This is a genomic window from Tenacibaculum halocynthiae (genome assembly GCF_964512825.1).
GTDB classification, from domain to species: Bacteria; Bacteroidota; Bacteroidia; order Flavobacteriales; family Flavobacteriaceae; genus Polaribacter; species Polaribacter halocynthiae.
The window spans coordinates 494642-515842 of sequence record NZ_CAZELG010000028.1 but is presented as its reverse complement, the minus strand read 5'-3'; the positions used below and the strand labels follow the sequence as shown (position 1 = coordinate 515842).

At 27.3% G+C, this 21201-nt stretch carries 21 protein-coding genes; 6 read left to right on the top strand and 15 right to left on the bottom strand.

What is annotated here, in order from left to right; all coding sequences use genetic code 11:
- Nucleotides 1-27: 27 nt before the first annotated feature.
- Nucleotides 28-1110 (bottom strand): glycine cleavage system aminomethyltransferase GcvT, encoded by a 1083-nt coding sequence (gene gcvT, locus ACKTTQ_RS11615; protein ID WP_408049286.1) that lies wholly within the window; start codon nt 1108-1110, stop codon nt 28-30.
- A 155-nt stretch (nt 1111-1265) separates the two neighbouring features.
- On the opposite strand from gcvT, the gene ACKTTQ_RS11610 reads away from it, so the two are divergent.
- Nucleotides 1266-1811, top strand: a complete 546-nt coding sequence (locus ACKTTQ_RS11610; RefSeq protein ID WP_408049285.1) for a TlpA family protein disulfide reductase — start codon at nt 1266-1268, stop codon at nt 1809-1811.
- A gap of 32 nt (nt 1812-1843) precedes the next feature.
- A complete protein-coding gene (locus ACKTTQ_RS11605) occupies nt 1844-2062 on the top strand; it encodes a VF530 family protein (RefSeq protein WP_093870983.1) in 219 nt (72 codons plus the stop codon).
- Between the two features lie 71 nt (nt 2063-2133).
- Here the strand turns inward: ACKTTQ_RS11605 and ACKTTQ_RS11600 are convergent, their stop codons facing one another.
- Entirely contained in the window at nt 2134-2478 is a 345-nt protein-coding gene (locus ACKTTQ_RS11600) for a hypothetical protein (RefSeq protein ID WP_147239408.1), read from the bottom strand.
- Between the two features lie 154 nt (nt 2479-2632).
- The gene (locus tag ACKTTQ_RS11595; protein WP_408049284.1) at nt 2633-3484 is read right to left on the bottom strand and encodes an alpha/beta fold hydrolase; all 852 of its coding nucleotides are present in this window, start codon (nt 3482-3484) and stop codon (nt 2633-2635) included.
- 73 nt (nt 3485-3557) lie between these two features.
- On the opposite strand from ACKTTQ_RS11595, the gene priA reads away from it, so the two are divergent.
- Nucleotides 3558-5999, top strand: coding sequence for a replication restart helicase PriA (gene priA / locus ACKTTQ_RS11590; RefSeq protein ID WP_456243498.1), 2442 nt, complete (start codon nt 3558-3560; stop codon nt 5997-5999).
- 263 nt (nt 6000-6262) lie between these two features.
- Complete coding sequence (locus ACKTTQ_RS11585; RefSeq protein WP_158530841.1) at nt 6263-6418, top strand: hypothetical protein; 156 nt, start codon at nt 6263-6265, stop codon at nt 6416-6418.
- An 80-nt stretch (nt 6419-6498) separates the two neighbouring features.
- Here ACKTTQ_RS11585 and ACKTTQ_RS11580 read toward each other — a convergent pair whose 3' ends face one another.
- The 8 genes from ACKTTQ_RS11580 to ACKTTQ_RS11545 form a co-directional block, all read right to left on the bottom strand.
- On the bottom strand, nt 6499-7065 hold the full coding sequence (locus ACKTTQ_RS11580; RefSeq protein WP_408049283.1) for a type 1 periplasmic binding fold superfamily protein: 567 nt from the start codon (nt 7063-7065) through the stop codon (nt 6499-6501).
- A 13-nt stretch (nt 7066-7078) separates the two neighbouring features.
- Nucleotides 7079-9484, bottom strand: a complete 2406-nt coding sequence (locus ACKTTQ_RS11575; protein WP_408049282.1) for a TonB-dependent receptor — start codon at nt 9482-9484, stop codon at nt 7079-7081.
- 35 nt (nt 9485-9519) lie between these two features.
- Nucleotides 9520-9834, bottom strand: a complete 315-nt coding sequence (locus tag ACKTTQ_RS11570; RefSeq protein ID WP_408049281.1) for a hypothetical protein — start codon at nt 9832-9834, stop codon at nt 9520-9522.
- A gap of 63 nt (nt 9835-9897) precedes the next feature.
- A complete protein-coding gene (locus ACKTTQ_RS11565) occupies nt 9898-10677 on the bottom strand; it encodes a TerC family protein (protein ID WP_408049280.1) in 780 nt (259 codons plus the stop codon).
- Nucleotides 10678-10681: 4 nt separating this feature from the next.
- Complete coding sequence (locus ACKTTQ_RS11560) at nt 10682-11101, bottom strand: hypothetical protein (RefSeq protein ID WP_093870991.1); 420 nt, start codon at nt 11099-11101, stop codon at nt 10682-10684.
- Between the two features lie 13 nt (nt 11102-11114).
- Nucleotides 11115-12458 carry an adenylosuccinate lyase gene (gene purB / locus ACKTTQ_RS11555; protein WP_093870992.1) on the bottom strand — a complete coding sequence of 448 codons (1344 nt, stop codon included), beginning with the start codon at nt 12456-12458 and terminating at the stop codon, nt 11115-11117.
- 101 nt (nt 12459-12559) lie between these two features.
- Nucleotides 12560-14737: a T9SS type A sorting domain-containing protein gene (locus ACKTTQ_RS11550; RefSeq protein WP_408049279.1), complete on the bottom strand. Its 2178-nt coding sequence runs from the start codon at nt 14735-14737 to the stop codon at nt 12560-12562.
- An 83-nt stretch (nt 14738-14820) separates the two neighbouring features.
- Nucleotides 14821-15417: a Crp/Fnr family transcriptional regulator gene (locus ACKTTQ_RS11545; protein WP_299133552.1), complete on the bottom strand. Its 597-nt coding sequence runs from the start codon at nt 15415-15417 to the stop codon at nt 14821-14823.
- A 68-nt stretch (nt 15418-15485) separates the two neighbouring features.
- Here ACKTTQ_RS11545 and ACKTTQ_RS11540 point away from each other — a divergent pair, with 68 nt between their 5' ends.
- The gene (locus tag ACKTTQ_RS11540; RefSeq protein ID WP_093870995.1) at nt 15486-15893 is read left to right on the top strand and encodes a group III truncated hemoglobin; all 408 of its coding nucleotides are present in this window, start codon (nt 15486-15488) and stop codon (nt 15891-15893) included.
- On the opposite strand, the gene ACKTTQ_RS11535 is transcribed toward ACKTTQ_RS11540, so the two are convergent.
- Nucleotides 15874-16221 (bottom strand): hypothetical protein, encoded by a 348-nt coding sequence (locus tag ACKTTQ_RS11535; protein WP_093870996.1) that lies wholly within the window; start codon nt 16219-16221, stop codon nt 15874-15876. The genes ACKTTQ_RS11540 and ACKTTQ_RS11535 overlap by 20 nt on opposite strands.
- Before the next feature lie 143 nt (nt 16222-16364).
- Between ACKTTQ_RS11535 and ACKTTQ_RS11530 the strand changes: the two genes are divergently transcribed.
- The gene (locus ACKTTQ_RS11530; RefSeq protein WP_408049278.1) at nt 16365-18383 is read left to right on the top strand and encodes a vWA domain-containing protein; all 2019 of its coding nucleotides are present in this window, start codon (nt 16365-16367) and stop codon (nt 18381-18383) included.
- Nucleotides 18384-18479: 96 nt separating this feature from the next.
- Here the strand turns inward: ACKTTQ_RS11530 and ACKTTQ_RS11525 are convergent, their stop codons facing one another.
- Genes ACKTTQ_RS11525 through ACKTTQ_RS11515 form a run of 3 tightly spaced genes read right to left on the bottom strand, consistent with a single transcriptional unit; the run spans nt 18480 to nt 21200 of the window.
- Nucleotides 18480-18818 carry a hypothetical protein gene (locus tag ACKTTQ_RS11525; RefSeq protein WP_093870997.1) on the bottom strand — a complete coding sequence of 113 codons (339 nt, stop codon included), beginning with the start codon at nt 18816-18818 and terminating at the stop codon, nt 18480-18482.
- A gap of 40 nt (nt 18819-18858) precedes the next feature.
- Nucleotides 18859-20193, bottom strand: a complete 1335-nt coding sequence (locus ACKTTQ_RS11520; protein ID WP_408049277.1) for a DUF58 domain-containing protein — start codon at nt 20191-20193, stop codon at nt 18859-18861.
- Nucleotides 20194-20195: 2 nt separating this feature from the next.
- Nucleotides 20196-21200 (bottom strand): AAA family ATPase, encoded by a 1005-nt coding sequence (locus ACKTTQ_RS11515; RefSeq protein WP_093870999.1) that lies wholly within the window; start codon nt 21198-21200, stop codon nt 20196-20198.
- Between the last annotated feature and the right edge of the window lies 1 nt (nt 21201).

Sequence of the window (21201 nt, the reverse complement as noted above, 5' to 3'; positions counted from 1 at the left end):
CTTTTAATTTTATAATGTACAATTTAATTACCCTTTATAAAAAGGTAGTTTAACTACTTTGGCTGCTATTTGTTTTTTACGAACTTGAATAAACACTTCGCTATCAACTTTTGAATTTTCGATAGTTACATACCCTAAACCAATCCCTTTTCCTAAAGATGGGCTCATAGTACCTGAAGTAACATTACCAATTTTAGTACCTTCAGCATTTATAATATCATATCCTTGACGAGGAATTCCTTTTTCTATAATTTCGAAAGCAACTAACTTACGAGTTACTCCGTCAGTTTTTTGTTGTTTTAAAGCTTCAGCATTTACAAAGTCTTTAGTAAACTTTGTAATCCAACCTAAGCCAGCTTCTAAAGGAGAAGTAGTATCATCAATATCATTTCCATATAGGCAATATCCCATTTCTAAACGTAAAGTATCACGAGCTGCTAATCCTATAGGTTTAATACCCCAATCAGCTCCCGCTTCAAAAACTTTTTTCCAAACAGCTTCAACATCTTTATTTTTTACATAAATTTCAAAACCACCAGATCCTGTATAACCAGTAGCAGAAACTACTACATTTGGTAAACCTGCAAAATCAGTAATTTCAAAAGTGTAAAATTTAATAGCTGATAAATCTACAGACGTTAATGATTGCATAGCTTGGGCTGCTTTAGGACCTTGAATAGCTAATAAAGACCATTCATCAGAACGATCTTCCATTACAACACCTAAATCATTATGTTGTGAAATCCAGTTCCAGTCTTTTTCAATGTTTGAAGCGTTAACAACCAGCATGTACTCATTTTCTTCAATCATATATATGATTAAATCATCTACGATTCCACCATCAGCATTTGGCATACAACTATACTGAGCTTTTCCAGGGACTAATTTAGAGGCATCATTAGATGCTATTTTTTGAATTAAAGCCAAAGCATTTTCTCCTTTTAAAAAGAACTCTCCCATATGGCTAACATCAAATACACCAACACCGCTTCTTACAGTTTCGTGTTCAATGTTCACACCTTCATATTGCACAGGCATATTATACCCAGCAAAAGGAACTAATTTTGCTCCTAAACCTTCATGAATGTGAGTTAATGCAGTATTTTTCATTTTTTATGAATTGTTTGTTTATAATTATGCTAAAGTATGTAAAAAAAGGTAAACAAAAATGGAGAAATTGTTTAATATTTATAGCTATTTTAGGCTATTTAATGTTTTGTAACAGTAATAAATAGTTCTATTTTTGAGGTGTTAATATAGTACAGATGAAAATTACTAAAAAATCAATATACAATCTTCTTTTTTTAATAATTATAGGATTGTTGCTTTATCCGCCAACAAAAACCTATTTTATTCGTTTGATTTCTTTTTCGCCTTCCATTATTAAGAGTGAAAAAAGAGATGTTTTAAATGATTATAATTGGTCATTAAAAGGGTTAAATACAATTGATGTAGATTTTAATAACCTAAAAAACAAAGTTGTTTTTATAAACTTTTGGGCAACATGGTGCCCTCCTTGTGTAGCTGAAATTCCTAGCATCCAAGAATTATATAATGATTATAAAGATGAAGTAGTATTTATATTTGTTAGTAATGAAAAATGGGAAGTTATAAATGCTTTTTATAAAAAACATAATTACGATTTACCTACATATAATTTGGGAAATAGTTTACCAAAAATATTTCAAGTAAACTCGATACCTACTTCATTTGTAATCAATAAGAAAGGAGAAGTAGTTATAAATAAAAGTGGAGCTGCAGATTGGAACAGCTCTAAGTTTAGATCATTGTTAAATGAATTAATTAAATAGAAAATGTATTTTCTAAATCATTGTAAATAAGTATGAGTCAAGAGCAACCAAATAATCCATTACATGGAATAAAGTTAGCAACAATTTTAGAAGAATTATTTTTAGAATATGGATGGGAAGAGTTAGGAGAAATTTTAAACATAAATTGTTTTAAGAATAACCCAACTTATAAATCAAGTTTAAAATTTTTAAGAAAAACTCCTTGGGCAAGGGCAAAAGTAGAAAAGTTATATTTAGAAATGATAAATTAATATTATACTGATATATATCAAAAAAATCGTCTGAAATTAATTTCAGACGATTTTTTTTGTTTTAAAATAACTTATGCTTTATTAACCTTTATAGGTAGCGTATAAATTTCTTTTTGTTTTATTTTAGAAGAATTAATTTTCTTATTATTTAATTTTTCTTTTATAAATAAACTTAAATCTTCATTTTTTGAAGTAACATCTACAACAATAATTTCATTTTTATTATTAACAGTAAAGGAAACATCTACTTTTAAAGTTTCATAAGTGTTAAAAGGTACTTTATCTCCTATTAAAGCAATGATTTGATTGGTTAATGAGTTGTCTTTACCAAAGTCGTTTTTTGGAGTAGCAAAAGTTGACAAAGAAAGGAAAAGGCTAATGCTGAAAATAATTAAAGTTTTTACTAAAGTCTTCATAATATATTAATATTTATTGGGTTTATATTTGCTTATAAGACTACAGAAAAAAAATAATGTTTCAGTTAAACTGGACTTTAATATAAAGTTAACAGGTTTTAACTAAAATTATGAAATTAACACTGTAAATGAGTGTTTTAGTTTAGTTTTTGAATTAATTTAAGATTAAATTACTCCATTCTTTTGGAGACTCAAGCATAGGGAAATGTCCAGAGTTTTTTAACCAGAGTAAATTATTATTGGGAATTTCTTGATGAAGTTGATCAGCAATTGCTTTTACAGCAATAGGATCATGAGTTGGCCATACTATTTTTGTAAATATACTAGTATCTTTTAAGGCACCAATCCATCTATGCCAATAAAAGTAACGTTCGTTAATATAATTACTTAATAAATGAATAACCTTTCGCCCACCGTTGTATTCAAGTAAAAACCACATGTCGTTTAGTTCATTTTTAGAGATTTTAGAACTATCAAAATATATATTTTTAATATTCCTATTAAAAATTGTTTGAGTAGCAATTTTAGCTACCAATTTACCTGTGTATTTATTTTTTAACAACTTTTGAATAGTTCTTAGTTTAGCAAGTTCAATGTGCATACTTCCGTTACAAAGAATTAACTCTTTAATATTAAGAGAAAGTTGATTTTGATTATGGCGAGCAATAATCTCAGTAGCTATGCTTGTACCATAATCATGTGCAAGTACAGTTACTTGAGTTATTTTGAGAAATTTCCATAATTGAATAGCAATATCAGCTTGTTCAATTAAAGAATATGAGTAATTTAATGGCTTTTCAGAGTAACCAAAGCCTAAATGATCATGAATAATAACTCTATACTTTTCAGATAAATAGGGGAGTACTTTGTAATAATCAAATGATGAGGTAGGATATCCATGTAAAATGACTAAAACTTCTTTACTTCCTCTGGTATCAACAACAAAAATAGTTTTACCATTAATCGAGATAAATTCTCCTTTAGATTTCCATTCTTTAGCGTTCATAATTCCTTAAAAATTCTGTTTACAATGTAGTGAAATTTGTGTAGTTTTGATATAACATTAAAAGAGCTTTTCTATTTATTTTATAGACGTCATATTACCCATACCTCTAAAAAAAACTTTTACATACTCGGTAACTGAGGCTGAAGCAAGTTTTTTACAAAAAGGAATGCGTGTTGCAGTTTCTTTTGGGAAATCAAAAATTTATACTGCAATTGTATTTAAAATACATCAAATAGCTCCAGTTTTATATGAAGCTAAAGATATTCATCAAATACTAGATGAATATCCTGTTGTTAATGAACATCAATTAAATCATTGGGAATGGATATCATCATATTATTTGTGTTCATTAGGAGATGTATATAGGGCTGCTTTACCTTCTGCGTTTTTATTGGAGAGTGAGACTATAATTTATAAAAATGACTCTTTTACTGAAGATGTAACTTTAGGAGACGATTCTTTTTTAATTTTTGAAGCTTTACAGCACCATTCTCAGTTAACTATTCATCAAGTAAGTGATATTTTAGGTAAAAAAACAATTTTACCAATAATTAATGAATTACTGGAAAAAAATGCTGTTATTATAAAAGAGGAAATTTATGAAACATATAAACCTAAACTAGTTAAATATGTACGTTTATTACCTAAGTATACAACGAATGAAGGTCTTCAAAATTTATTAGAACAGCTTTCTAGAGCAAAAAAACAACGCGAAGCTGTTTTGCATTATTTTCAGTTATCTAGTTCCAAAAAACCTATAAAAGCTAAAGAATTAGAAGAGAAATCAAACGTATCAACTTCTATTTTAAAAGCATTAGTAGATAAAGAGATATTTGAATTTTATCATATTAAAACTGATAGGATTAGTTTTGATGGAACAACAAACGAAATAAAAGAATTAAATGAGTTTCAAGAACAGGCTTATAAAGAAATTAAAAAATCTTTTGAAAAGCATGAAGTTACTTTATTACATGGAGTTACTGGTTCAGGTAAAACAGAAATATATGTAAAACTCATAAAGGAAGTTTTAGCTTTAGGCAAACAAGTTTTATTCTTATTACCAGAAATAGCCTTAACAACTCAAATAATTGTTAGATTACAAAATTATTTTGGTTCTCAAATTTCTGTATTTCATTCTAAATATTCAATGAATGAACGAGTTGAGGTTTGGAATAATGTTTTAAACAATAAATCAAAAGCACAAATAATTTTAGGAGCTAGGTCGTCAATTTTCTTACCTTTTTCAAATTTAGGGTTAATTATTGTAGATGAAGAACATGAAAGTTCGTATAAACAATTTGAACCTTCACCAAGATATAATGCAAGGGATGCAGCAGTAGTTTTAGCATATCAGCATAAAGCAAAAATTGTATTAGGCTCAGCAACACCTTCTATTGAAAGTTATTTTAATGCAACCCAAAATAAATACGGATTGGTTGCTTTACATAGACGTTTTGGAAATATTCAATTACCCAAAATAGAATTAATTGATATTAAAGAAAAGTTCAAAAAGAAAGTAATGAAAGGGCATTTCTCAGATCGTTTATTAGAAATGATAGAGGAAGCATTAAATGAAAAAGAGCAGGTTATTTTATTTCAAAACAGGAGAGGGTTTTCTCCTGTTGTTGAGTGTACTACTTGTGGAAATTCACCCCAGTGTCCTAATTGCGATGTTAGTTTAACGTTTCATAAATACAGAAAAGAATTAAAGTGTCATTATTGTCATTATCAACGTTCTATGCCAAATAATTGTGGTGCTTGTGGAAGTACAACTCTTGATACAAAAGGTTTTGGTACTGAACAAATAGAGTTAGAGTTAAAAGAATTATTTCCAAACCATACCATTGGTAGAATGGATTTAGACACTACTCGTGGAAAGTATGGATATCAAAAAATTATAGGAGCATTTGAGGCTCAAGAAATAGATATATTAGTAGGAACTCAAATGCTCTCCAAAGGATTAGACTTTGAAAATGTATCACTTGTTGGAATTTTAAATGCAGATTCAATGTTGAATTTTCCAGATTTTAGAGCACATGAGAGAGCTTTTCAATTGATGGTTCAAGTATCGGGTAGGGCAGGGCGTTCAAAAAAACAAGGTAATGTGGCTATTCAAACGTATAATCCATATCATCAAATTTTACAACAAGTTTCTACTACAAATTATACAGAAATGTATAAAGAACAATTGCAAGATCGTTGGCAGTACAATTACCCACCTTATTATAGACTAATTAAAATTACATTAAAACATAAAGATTATACAAAAGTTGATACTGGGATACATTGGCTAGCTAGAGCTTTACAAAATATTTTTAAAGAAAATGTTTTAGGACCTACTGAGCCATCTGTATCGCGTGTTCGAAATCAATACATAAAAAATTTAGTTATTAAAATACCACCAAAACAATCATTAGGTAAAACTAAAGAACAATTACAAAAAATTAAAAACACATTTGAAGCAGTAAAAGATTTCAGACCAATTCGTTTTATTATTGATGTTGATGCGTATTAATATATTTAGATATTTTTTAGATATTTTTTGCTAGTTTTAAAAAAAGTGTTATATTGCACATGTCTTAGGAGACGTCCTTAGACTTTCTTTTTCATAGCAATTTTCCCACTCAATTTATTGAGTGGGTTTTTTTATACAACCATTTTACAGTTTGTCTATAGATATTGTTCATTGAAAGATAGTTGTTTAGGTTTGAACCGACCAAGAGTTATTTCATCAAATTTACTTACTAATTTGCAGTATATAACCGTAAAGATTAAGTCATGAAAACAGAAACAGTTAGAATAAAATTAGTTAATAAAGAAGGTAATCAGACAACAAATCAATTTGCTTTTATTGATATACCGGTTACTACATACGAAATATTGTTTAATCAAATATTTATAGTTGAAGATTTTGGGTGTATTTTTTTAAATTAAATAATATTTTACATAAAAAAACGAACTCTATAAAAAATAGAGCCCGTGTATATTTGTATTAGTAGCTTAATTTATAAGTATTATTGTATAGTTATAGGGAAAACTACTTCAATATCAGTTTCTCCACCTGCATTGGTAATATCACCACCTTTTACACCAGTAGCTGTTTTATTAGGTTCATGTCTTAAAATCACTGTATAATTTCCAGTTCCAGCAGCTCCAGTAGCAACCGTAAACTTAATACCTACAGGATTACCATTAGCATCATTTGTTCCTGCGTACGTAAATGTACTATTTACACCTCCAGAAGTGCTATAAAAAAATTGATGCTCATCAGCTTCTTCTGCAACCTCTTTAGTGATATCTTCTGCAGGACTTTCAGTTTCATTTAATAATGTAATATCAGCATTATATGTTGTATTTGCAGCAAGAGTTCCACCAGTGATAACAGGTGCGTTTGGTCCATCACCATCTAAATCTTTACTTTGAATAGTTACAGCATTTCCTCCTGCACTAGGTGTAAGTATTATAGTCATTGTTGTAATTACTTCTTCTTCATTAACTGGTGTAGGTACTTCATCGTCTGAACAAGATGTTATTGTAAATGCAGAGATAAATAATACAGCTAATAATTTAATATGTTTCATAATGTTTTGTTTTTTAATAATTAATTTTTAATTGAATTTTAAAATTCCTTCCTAAGTCATCAGCAAAATATCGTAACCTATTTAAATAGTTTCTATAAGATTTATTAAGTAAATTATCTACTGAAAAGTTTATGTTTACTTTTGTTTTAGACATTTTAAACTCAAAACCTGAAGAAAAATTTAAAAGATGATATGCAGAGGGAGGTGTACTAACATCAACTAATTCATAACGATTTAACGGAGCTATAAAAGCTTGAAAATTATTGTTAGGAAATTCGTTTTGTTTAGCATTAAACTCACTTTCAAGAGAAGCAAAAAAGTTTTTCCAATTTTCTTTCTTAAAAAGTAAGGTAGTAGTGGTTTTAAAAGGAGGAATATCAATCAAAGGTCTTTTGTTTGTTATATCACGTCCTTTTAAAAATGATAATTTACTTGTTAGTAAAAAATCTTCATTAACCTCATATTGTAAATTTGTATCAACACCAAATAAATGAGCTTTAGTTTGTTTGTATGACCAAACAGGAAAAGCACCTCTTAGTGTAGTTTCAACGCCCGAAGGCTCTATATAAATAAAATCTGAAATAAAATTATAAAATCCTTCAAATGTAATATTGAATTTATCATTATTAAACCTGTAAGAAGTTGATATTCTATTTGATGTTTCTGACTTTAAGCGTAAATCACCTAATTCAATTCTAGCAGCTGAATGGTGTAAGCCATCACTAAATAATTCTGATGCATTTGGAGCTCTATTTGACAGCCCGTAATTTACTATAAAAGAATTTTCCTCATCAATGGTATAGGTTAAACCTAGTGAAGCTGAAATATTATGATATGTAAATACTGGATTTGTTAATAATTGAGATCCTTTTACGTCATTATCAATAATGATATTACTAAAATCGTTTTGATAATTTAAAGATTGCCATCTTGATTTTTGATAAAACTTTTGAGCGTTAATGTGCTCTAGATCATATCTAACCCCTCCAGTTATAATCGCTTTTTCAGACTTAAAACTACTTATAGCATAGATACCTAAATTATATTTATCATAATCAGGAATAAGTCTTCTTACTTCTGTTATTGGATCAGGGAAATTATTTTGAAATCCTCCACTAACACCAAATTTGTGAGTATAACCAGCAGAAGCATCAAGATTTAAATCTGCTCTAACTGTATGCGTTTTTAATGCTAAGTCAACAGCTTGAAGCTCTTTTTTATCACCCCTTCTTTTATCAAATTCAAGTCTATTATTTACTTGATAATCATATTGAAGAGAAAGCTTACCAAATCCTTTGAATCGTTTATAAACTTTAGCTTTTAATAATTGATGCGTAACTTCTTGTTTAGGATTGTTAATATCATAACTAAAATCTTTAATAATCAAAGGAGTGTCACTATTTATAGCATTTACTAAATCAGTTACCCCACCATTATGAGAAGCACTTAAAATTGCAATTCTATTAGATAAACGACTATAAAATAATTCAAACCCTTTTTCAAACCTCTTATATCCAGTACCAATTGTAAAAGCTTTTGAATTTATACCTGTATTTGTTAGGTTATAATTTGAAGCTTCAAAATCACCAGCTCTTTTATAAGAAGCTTGCCCATTGATATACCAACCTGAAGAATAGTTTTTATGTAAACTACTTGTTACGGAAAATAACCTACCATTACTTTGTTGAGAAAATATACTTTTACCATATAAAGTATCTTTTCTACTATTTGTAGCAGGATTAACTATAACAACTCCACCAATAGCATCTCCTCCATATTGAAGAGCGTTAGCTCCTTTTATTACAGAAATTGATTGAGCAGCATTTACATCAATATTTGGAGCATGTTCAATACCCCATTCTTGATCTTGAAGTCTAACATTGTTATAAGAAATTAATATCCTACTACTGTGCAAACCATTAATAACGGGTTTAACAATGGTATTTCCTGTGTTTATTGATGATACACCAGAAACATTTTTTATAGCATCACCTAAACTAGCATCACTAAAATTTTCAAGAGTTTTAGTTTTAATTAAAGTTTCTTGAGCTGTTTTAGTTTTTAAACTTACGTTTCCTTTTATATTAACTTCATTTAATTCTTCAACATGGTGTTCTAAATCAATAACCTTATAAATATCTTTGGTTATATTTAGTTCTAAAATTAGTGGCTCACACGCAACGTGAGAAGTTTGAATAATTATTTTACCTGAACAAACATTTTTAATAGTAAATTTTCCTTCAATATCAGTAGTTGCATACTTGTTTTGGTTTTTTATAAAAACAGTAGCTCCAACTATAGGCGATTTATCATGAAAATCTTCTACCAAACCAGAAAATGTATGTTCGCAATTTTGACTATTTGCTAATGCCGAGCATAATAAAAGCAAAATAATCAAAAGAATACTTTTTGATTTCATTTAAGATTTATTTGTAATTTATATAGTATACTAAATTAAATTACAAAAGGAGGGCCTCTAGGAGTTTTTTTATTAGTGTTGTGTAGTGTTACAGTTAATGGTTGGTTAAACTGCGGATTATAGATTTCTTCTGATATTATTTGATAATCAAAAGGGTAATCATAAGTAGTAACACCAACTTGAAAATGTAATATAGAACAATCTATTTCTTGTTCATGAAAGTGATGTTCATCTATTGACGAACAAATAATATGCTCATGATTTTCGAAAGCATGAATACACTGTATTACTGATGGTAGTAGTAATACAAGTAAACTTAGAAATATAATATGCTTTTTAAATCTAAACATTTGAGCAAAGGTAGTAAAAATAAAAAAACTGATATTTTAATATCAGTTTTTTTAAGTATTATATTATTTAGAGGTTTTTTTCCTTCTCATTCGCATATTAAGCATTTCAACAACTAAAGAGAATGTAATTGCGAAGTATAAATATCCTTTAGGTACTATTCCCATTTCTTCACCAAATAGTTTAGCATGAGATAAATGTGCAGCCTCAGCAATTAACATAAAACCAATTAGTATTAAAAAAGATAAACCTAACATTTGAATTGTAGGGTGTTTGTTTACAAACTTACCAACTGGATTCGCAAACAACATCATAATAATCATAGATAGAATAACAGATACTACCATAATAATCATTGCTCCTTCAACACCATTTGTCATACCTACAGCTGTTAAAATAGAGTCAAATGAAAAAACAATATTAATTAATGTAATTTGAACTATTGCTTGGCTTATTGTGTATTTCTTTCTAGGTTTTTGATCAACACTATGTTCATCAAGCCCTTCAACTTTATGGTGAATTTCTTTAGTACTTTTGTATAATAAGAATAAACCACCAGCAAACAAAATCAAACTTTGTCCTGTTACACCTGCTTTAAACCAAGAAAGATCTACATTAAAAAGAGGAGAATTCATTGCTATTAATAATGAAATTCCGAATAAAAGAACTATACGAAGTACCATGGCTAAAAACAAACCTATATTGGTTGCTTTTTTTTGTTCATTTTCTGGAAGTTTGTTTGCTGCTATTGATATAAATATAATATTATCAATACCAAGTACAATTTCTAAAAAAGTTAAGGTAACTAATGCCCCCCAAGTATCTGCTTGTAAAAATATTTCCATAGTTTTAATTTACTTTATAAACGGTTCCTTTTTGTTTAAATTTTGAATACCCAATTCTAGCTGTAAAGTCATACGAATTATCGGTAACTTTAGTTATTTGTACAAATATAGGATCTTTATCTAAATCTGTTTTTGGGTTCTTCATTTGCAAAGTATATGCAAAATTATTTTTCCATTTAATGAACAACGTATCAGTATGTTTCTCTTCTTTTAGAGTAACTAAACTATCAGATGAAATACTTGTTTTTTTAGTATACTGTTCTATTTGTAAGCTATCTTTTCTAGTAATGATAGTTTTTCCATAAGATTCTCCTGCAGGAATTTCAAAAACTCCTTGTTTAAAACGAGTAGGGTCTCCTTTTTTTTCAGTAGAACATGAAAAAAATATTAAGAGTAAAGAAAATAGTGATAATGTTGTTTTCATTAATTTCATAAAATTATATTCCAGTATAATTTGAAGGTGTTATTACTTTTAATTCTTCTTTTATTTCAGAAGATACTTCTAATGTATCAATGAAATTAGCTATTGATTTTTGCGTAATTTTTTCATTGGTACGTGTTAATCCTTTTAAAGCTTCATAAGGATTTGGGTATGCTTCACGACGTAAAATAGTTTGAATAGCTTCAGCAACAACAGCCCAATTATTTTCTAAATCTTCAGCAAATTTATCAGCATTTAAAAGTAATTTGTTTAATCCTTTTAAAGTAGAAGCAAAACCAATTAAAGTGTGCCCAAATGGAACTCCTACATTACGTAAAACAGTACTATCAGTTAAGTCACGTTGTAAACGAGACACTGGTAATTTTGCTGCTAAGTGTTCGAAAATAGCATTAGCTATTCCTAAATTACCTTCAGAATTTTCAAAATCAATAGGGTTTACTTTATGTGGCATAGCAGAAGAACCTACTTCGCCTTTTTTAATTTTTTGTTTGAAATAATCATTAGAAACATAGGTCCAAATATCACGATCTAAATCAATTAAAATTGTGTTAACACGTTTTAAACCGTCATATAAAGCAGCCATATGATCATAATGCTCTATTTGTGTGGTAGGAAATGAATGGTGTAAGCCAAGAATTTCTTCTACAAAGTTAGTTCCAAAGTTTTTCCAATCTATATTAGGGTAGGCAACTTTGTGAGCATTAAAATTACCAGTTGCACCACCAAATTTAGCAGCATGTGGAGTGTGTTGTATATGTATAACTTGATTATTAACACGCTCAACAAAAACAAAAAACTCTTTTCCTAAACGAGTAGGAGAAGCTGGTTGACCATGCGTACGAGCTAACATAGGAACGTTTTCCCATTCTTCAGATAAATCAGCTAATTTACAAACTAAAGTGTCTAATGAAGGATAATATACTTCTTCCATAGCATCTTTTATAGATAATGGAATAGCAGTATTATTAATATCTTGAGACGTTAATCCAAAATGAATAAATTCTTTGAATTTTTGAAGATCTAAGTTGTCAAATTTTTCTTTAATAAAATACTCAACAGCTTTTACATCATGATTCGTAACACTTTCAATATCTTTTATCTTTTGAGCATCTTCACTAGAAAAATTAGTGTAAATTTCACGTAAATTAGGATACAAATCTTTATTAAAGTCAGCTAATTGAGGTAAAGGAATTTCACATAAAGCAATAAAATACTCAATTTCTACTTTAACTCTGTATTTTATTAAAGCTTCTTCTGAAAAATAATTTGCTAAATCAGCTACTTTGTTACGATATCTACCATCAATAGGAGATATAGCATTTAATTGTGTTAAGTTCATTTTTATCTGTTGTGTTGAAGCAACAAAAGTAAAAATTCTAAAATAGGTATAATAAAAAAAGGGTATCTAATTTAGATACCCTTGTCAAGTTTTTTATAAAATTACTGTTTAATGAATTTTTTTAAAGCAATTTTATTATCTGTGCTTTCAATTTTTATTAAATATAAGCCTTGATTTAATGAAGTTGTATTTATATTTAATTTTGATGTTTGAAGAACCTTTTTACCTAAAGTATTAAAAATACTAATATTTTTAATTATCTGATTGTTCTGAGTTGTAATTTTTAAGCTATTTATTACCGGGTTTGGGTAAATGTTTAATTGATTTGTAAATAGTTTATCAATGCTTGCTGTAGCACCACAATTTTCACTGTATTCAGCCGTTGAATCTTTTTTCCAAAAATTTAGAGTAGGTGCTACATTTTCATCATCAACTTGTATACAGGAAAGGTTTGGGTTTTTGTCTGAGAAGAAAAAAGTTATATTCTTATTATTTGTATTTTGAACATTCAAACTAACAAGCTTATTATTTCTACACGATATTTGTTCTATAGAATAATTTTTAGAAAAATCTAAACTTGTAATTTGATTATTTTCAGAAAAGAAACTAATTAAGTTTTTATTTTGAGATGTGTTTAAAGATTTAATATTATTGTCACCACAATAAACTGTTTTTAAACTTAGATTTTTGTTTAAATCTAAAACATCAATACTATTTTCGCTACAATTTAAATCTGTCAGTTCTGTGTTTTTCGATACGTTTAAAGATTTAAGAAGGTTTTTATTGCAATCTAAGTTTGTTAGTTTAATATTATTGCTAAGACTTAAAGAGGTTATTTTATTCTTTTCACAAGAAAGTTTAACTAAAGCATTAGAATTAGATACGTCTAAACTAGAAATAAGATTATTGTCACAGTCAATATAAGTTAATTTAGTATTATCACCCAAAGTTAAATTACTGATTTTATTGTTATAACATCTTAAATCTGTTAAGTTTATGTTTTTTGTAAGATCTAGATTGTTAATTTGATTTCCTTTACACCATATCCATAATAACTTAGAGTTATTACTGACATCTAATGTAGTAAGTTTGTTAGATTGACATGATAAATTTTCTAAATTTAAATTTTTACTTAAATCTATAGTACTAATTGAGTTTTCACTAAAATATAAACTTTTTAATTTTTCATTTTGAGTTAAATTTAACTCAGTAAGTAGGTTATTTGAACAAGTTAGTCCTTCTAATAGATTATTTTTACTTACATCTATATCAGTGATTTGATTGTAATGACAGCCTAAGTTTTCTAAACTTTTATTTAGAGAAGTATCTATATTTTTTAATTTATTGTTAAAACAGTTTAAACTTAGTAAAGCTAAATTATTAGTAATATCTATACTAGTAAGTTGATTGTATGCACAAGAAAAATATTTCAGATTGATGTTTTTTGAAATATCAATATTAGTAAGTAGGTTGTAATCACAGTAAAAAGATTCAAGTTTTGTGTTTTTACTTATATCAAAAGTTTTGATTAAATTATAATTACAGCTTAATCTAGTTAAGTTAATAAAGGCCTCTATTCCTGTTAAATCAGAAACTTTTTCATTGTCAGGTTTATTTTTCGCATAAAGGTTTATATAGCCTTTAAAGGATTCTGCTTCTGAAAGTTGAATTTCATTGTCCTTGTTGATGTTAATTTCATTATTTGAAATTAAATAGGATTTGAAGTTAATATCAGTAATGTTTACTATTTCAGTAGACTTTTTATCTAAAACAGAAACATTATCAATAAGTATTTTTGAACCTACATTTCCATAAGTTTTGATATATACTTGTATGTTTTCACTAGTTGTTGCAGTAAACTCAAATTCTCCTTTAGTCCATTTATCAGTAGGGAAATTTGTAAACTCTTTTGTAGATAAGTTTTCAGGGAAACTACCTGGTTTGTGCACCAAGTTAAAATTTACTTTATTAAAAGTACCTGAAACTAACTTATAATAAAAGGTACCTATGTACTTAGTATCCTTAACAAATGGAATATTTGGAGAAAAGATAAAATTTTGAGTTTGCCCAGTAGTAACTTCTAGCTCTAAACTAGCAGTTTTATTTTGAGCATCTGAGCTTTTTTTCCATTTCCCGTTACTAAACCTAAACCATTCTGTAGGGTTAGAATCAGAAGTATCCCAACTTTCCATGTTTCCATTGGGAACCAAATTAGTTTGACCTGAAATAGTTAGAAAGGAGAATACGCAAAGCAATAAAAAAAAGTAGTTTTTCTTCATTTTACAATTGTTTTTGAATTATTGAAGGTGCGAAAATACTTTTTTTTAAAACATTATTATTTTAAATTTTAAGTAATAATGTTTTATCGATATACTTTTCTGTTAATTATTTTTAAATATCCTTTTTTTTCCAAGTTTTTGATGGCTCTTATCGTTGTTTCAACTCTAAGCCCTAAAATATCTGCTATTTGTTGTCGTGTGTGAGGAATTTTAAAATTAAATTCACCATGTAACTTATAAACATCATTTTTAAGATAATCAAAAAATCGAAGTACTCTATGTCCTGGTTCTTGACTTGAAATTTCTGAAGCAATAATGGCTTTGTAGTATAATCGTTGTGCTAAACTTTGAGTTATTTTTAAATGAATTTCTGGATGTTTCTCTAATAAAAGTAAAAGTTTGCTTTTTGGAAGGACAATAATGTTTGATTCTGATAAAGTTACTGCATTAGCGGGATATTTTACATCAATAAATAAAGGGGGTTCTCCAAAACTTTGATTTTTGTAAAATATACCTTGAATAAATTCCTTTCCTTCATCATTAAAATTATTCATTTTTACAGCACCAATAACTATTTGATAATAATTACGTGCAATATCGTTTTCTGAAAAAATTAAGCTGTTTTTTTCAAAATGTTTTATTTGAGCTCCAAAATTTAATAAGGTTTCTTGTGGAATCATTATGATTTAAGTCATAAATTGCAAAAGCATAAAGATATACTTTTGATTTAGATTAATTTTATTTTTAAATGAGCAAGAGAGAAATAACTACAAGAGATGATGTTTTTTTATTAGTATCAACATTTTACGATAAGATTAAAAAAGACGATTTTATTGGTCCAATTTTTTTAAAAGTAATACCAGAAAAAATGTGGGATAGTCATTTGGAAAAGCTTACGGATTTCTGGGAAACTAATTTGTTTTTTGTTAGAAAATTTAAAGGTAATCCAATGAAAGTTCATAAAGATGTTGATAAAGAGTTTAGTTATGGTATTTCTCAAGAACATTTTGGTAGGTGGCTTCAATTATGGTTTTCAACAATAGATGATTTATTTATTGGTACTAAAGCAAATGAAGCTAAAGAAAGAGCACGAAACATAGCTTCTATGCTCTTTTTTAAAATGTTCGAAGTAAAACCTAAGCCATCAATTCAATAAGTTGATAGGCTATTAAAAGAATATTTCCTAAAATATTTATTATAAAGGCCCATATAATTGTTTTGAATGATCTTTGACTAATAACAATAGCATTTGCACCCATTGCTGAAATACAAGTAAAAATTAATGGAAACAAAGCTATTTCTTTATGTACAGCTAATGCAGCTGATATGGAAGCAATCATAGTTCCAAGAATTAATAAAATAATAGAAATCCCCATTGCATTCTTTTCTTCAGTAGCTATCCAATCGTTTAACTTAGTAATGCTATGAAAACTTAATTCTTTTTTGTATGTTTTAGTTTGAGTTATTGTGTTTGTAGTGTTCATAATATGAGTTGTTTATAGCAAAATTAATCAGTAATATATTATTAAATTATGACCTTAATCATAAAGAGTATTTTAAATTAAGAGTGTATATACAGTTCGTATTTTAGTAGATATTTTTATATTCACACTTTAAATATAATTTTGTGCAATCAACAACTCTAATTTATATAGTTATAACAGTTTTATGCAGTTTAGTAATTGCTTTTTTTCAATATTTTTTTAAAGAAAAGAAGCAACCAAAAATTGTTATAGCATTATTTATTTTAAAAGCTTTGAGTTTATTTTTAATTGGATTATTATTAATAAATCCTAAAATTGATATTGTTGCTACTCAAAATATCAAACCGAAGTTGTCAGTATTGATAGATAACTCTCTGTCAACTAGGTTTTTTAAAGAAGAAGAAAAAGTAAAAGAGATACTTAATATTATTGTTAATAATGAGGAACTAAATAAAAAATATCAAATATCTAATTTTTCTTTTGGAAACTCTATAAAAGTATTAGATAGCTTATCTTTTTCTGAAACTAGCACCAATATATCTGAAGCTATAAATTCGGTAGATGAATTAGTGAAAAACAATAAAAAAGCTACAATTTTAATTACTGATGGTAATCAAACTTCAGGAAATGATTATGAGTTTTTAATGCCAAAAGATAAAGTATTTCCTATTGTGTTAGGAGATACAACTCAATATCAGGATGTTCAAATAACACAACTTAATGTAAATAAATATAGTTACATAAAAAACAAGTTTCCTGTAGAAGCTTTTTTATTATATGAAGGTAAAGGTGCAGTTAGTTCTGTTTTTACATTATCTCATAATGGAAAAAAGATATATTCAGAAAGAATTAAACTTTCATCTGAAAACCCGTCAAAAACAATAACTGTTAATTTAACATCAAAAGAGAAAGGGCTTCAATATTACCAAGCCTCTATAACAAAACTTAAGAAAGAAAAAAACACTAAAAATAATTATAAAAGTTTTTCGGTAGAAGTTATAGATGAGCAAACTAAAGTATTACTCTTAAGTTCAATAATGCATCCAGATTTAGGAGCTATAAAAAAAGCAATTGAAAGCAATAAACAACGAAAAGTAACCATAGAAGTAATAGGAAACAAGCAGTTGAACTTAAAAGAGTATCAATTTTATGTTTTTTATCAACCAAATTTTTATTTCAGAAGAATTTTTGAAGAAGTGTCTTCTAATTTTTTAGTAATCACAGGAACAAAAACGGATTGGAATTTAATAAACTCATTAAACTTAGGGGTAAAAAAGAATGCAATAAATCAGTTTGAGAATTATGGAGCAATTTATAATGATAGTTTTTTAACTTTTATGCAAGATGATATTGGTTTTGAAGAATTTCCTCCTTTACGTGATAAATTCGGGAAATTAAGATTGTCAAATGAAACACAAATTTTATTATATCAAAAATTAAATGGTATAAATTTAACAGAACCTTTAATAACATCTTTAGAGAAAAATGATGTTAAATATGCTTTTATATTTGGAGAGGGGATTTGGAAATGGAGATCTGCTAGCTATTTAAAAGATAAAACATTTGAAAATTTCGATACTTTTATAAGTAATATAGCACAGTATTTGGCTTCAAATAAAAAAAGAAAACGATTAGAAGTAACCTCTAAAAGCATATATCCAGCTAATGCTATAATACAAATTTCTGCGTTTTATGTTGATCGTAATTATAAATTTGATAATAGAGCTTCTTTACAGTTAAAAATAACAAATTCAAAAACAAAAGAGGTTAAAGTATTACCATTTTCTTTAACTAATAATGCATATCAGGTATCTGTAGAAGGTTTGTTAGCTGGAGATTATATGTACCAAGTTTCTGTTGAAAATCAAAATATTAATAAGTATGGACGATTTAAAATATCAGCCTATCAAATAGAAGAGCAGTTTACAAATGCTAATAGTAATAAATTACAAAAATTAGCAAAAAATTCTAATGGAAAACTGGTTTATTCTAATCAAGTTGAATCATTGATTTCAAATTTACTTGCTGATAAAGATTATTTTACAGTTCAGAAATCAATTACAACCCAAAAGAGTTTAATTGATTGGAAATGGATTTTGGTTTTAATTGCTTCTTTATTATCTATTGAATGGTTTGTAAGAAAGTATTATGGAAAGACTTAATAATTGAATCTAATGTATATAAAAGCCTCAGTAGTTTAAAATTACTGAGGCTTTTTGTTTTAGATAGTTAATTGTTATTAGATTAGTTAATAAAAATTACTCTTCACCAATCATTGAAATATCTGTTCCTGTTTTCTCAAAATCTATAGGTAGCCCTCCAATTTTTTTCAAAACAAAATTAAGTAGCATTGTACCAATTAAACCAAAAATAAACCCAAAAATGAAGTATAGAACAGGAATAAAGATTAAAGCAAGTAATCCACCTCCCATAATTGTAGCAAAAGCTCCCATGTCTCCACTACCAGCACCTATTAATGTGCTAAATAAAGTTGTTATTCCAATAACGATAAAGCCCATTAATGCCATTAATATTCCTGTTATTAAAGCATATTTTACAGGATCAATTCTTTTTAATTTTAATTTTAATTTACTCATAGTTTGATTAAGTTTTTAATTTTTGTAAAAATATTTGAAATTAAAATAAGCCTCTAGATTTTAAATCTAAATACTTATTTATAGTATTTCCAGTTAAGTTTTCTGGTTTAGTTAGTACAGATTGTATTCCGTATTTTTTTAATTCGTTTGCAATTTGTTTTTTCTCATACATAAATTTTTCAGCAATAATTTTATCATATACATCTTCAACTGAACTTGATTTTTGTTCTACAATTGTATTTAATTCAGTGTTTTGAAAGAAAACAACTAATAATAAATGATTTTTAGCAATAGCACGAAGATAGGGGAGCTGCCTTTTAAGTGCATCTAAAGTTTCAAAATTAGTGTATAATATGAGTAAACTTCTACTGGTTATTTTTCGTTTTATAGTAGCATATAATAAACTGTAATCAGCTTCCAAAAAATTTGTTTTGACATTGTATAAAGCTTCAGAAATTAAATTCATTTGCGAATTACGTTGTTCAGCTACAATAATATTTTCTAACTTTTTAGAAAAAGTAAGCATTCCAGCTTTGTCTTGTTTTCGTAAAATAATGTTACTTACAGCCAAAGTTGCATTAATTGCATAATCAAGTAGAGAAAGGTTGTTAAAGTGCATTTGCATTGGTCTACCTTTATCAATTATTGAATATACTGGTTGTGATTTTTCTTCAACATATTGATTGACCATTAATTGGTTTCTTTTAGCTGTAGCTTTCCAATTTAAAGAACGAATATCATCTCCAGAAACATATTCCTTAATTTGTTCAAATTCTAATGAATGTCCAATTCTTCTAATTTTTTTATTACCATAGGTATTTAAGTCGTTAGATACAGCTTTTATATCAAATTCTTTTAGTTTTAAAAAAGAAGGATAGCATTTTAATTTTTTTTCTTCTCCTAAAATATATTTTCGAGTTGCAAGCCTTAAAGGAGAACTAATGTAAATGTTAATATGCCCAAAATCATAAACTCCTCTTTTTTTTGGAGTAAGATTATAATTAATTTTATTTTCTTTGTTTGGTTTTAAAATTTGTTTAAAAGAAAAATTTATTTTTTGAAACTGAAACGGTAATTCTTCAATAATAATAGAATGAATATTGAATTTATAATTACTTTTAAGTAAAATAGATATTTTATTATTATCACCATTTGATAATCGTTCTGGTAAAAAACGTTCAATATGAATTCCTTTTTTTAAGCTGTAGATTAATAATATATCTATAAAAGTTACTACCAGTAAAGAAAATAAAAGAACTTGTCCTAAAGAGAAAAAAAGAGGAATAAAAAAACCAGCAACAAATAATACAGCTATAAAAATTACTCCATAAAATAAGTTGTCGTTTAAAAATAAAGAATTATAAAGTTTCTTCATTATTATCTTGGAATTTCTACAGATTCAATTATTTGTTCAATAATTTGAGTACTAGTTAAACCTTCCATTTCTCTTTCAGGTGTAACTATAACTCTGTGTTGTAGTACAGGAATTGCTGCATTTTTAATATCTTCAGGAGTAATAAAGTCTCTTCCATTAATCCCAGCAAAGGCCTTTGAAGCTTTTAAAATAGCAATTGTAGCTCTTGGAGAAGCTCCTAAAAATAAAAAAGAATTATTTCTTGTGCTTACAACAATGTTAGAGATGTATTTAAGCAGGTGTTCTTCAACTTTTATTTGGGTAATTAACTTTTTATATTGCTCAATTTTTTCACCAGATATAACAGTTTCAATTTTATCAATCTTTGTATTGTTAATTAAAGCTTGCTCTCTTGTTACAATTTCTAATTCTTCTTCAGCAGTAGGGTAGTTTACATTTATTTTAAAAAGAAAACGATCTAATTGTGCTTCAGGCAATCTATATGTACCTTCTTGTTCAATAGGATTTTGTGTAGCTAATACTATAAAAGGAGATCCCATAGAATAGGTGGTTCCATCAATAGTAATTTGTTGTTCTTCCATAACTTCAAATAAAGCTGCTTGAGTTTTAGCTGGTGCTCTATTTATCTCATCAATTAATACCATATTTGAAAAAATAGGACCTTTTTTAAATTCAAATTCAGAATTTTTAACATTAAAAACTGAAGTTCCTAATATATCTGAAGGCATTAAATCAGGTGTAAATTGGATACGGCTAAAATCTATAGTTATAGTACGAGATAGTAATTTGGCAGTTATTGTTTTGGCTACTCCTGGAACACCTTCTATCAATGCATGACCATCAGAAAGTATTGCAACAAGTAATAAATCGATCATTCTTTTTTGACCAACAATAACTTTATTCAATTCTGTTTTTATCTTATAAATACTCTCTTGTAGTTCAGATAAGTTAATTCTGCTTTCGAATTCTAAACTTTCACTAGTAGTATTTGTAGTTGTGTTTTCCATA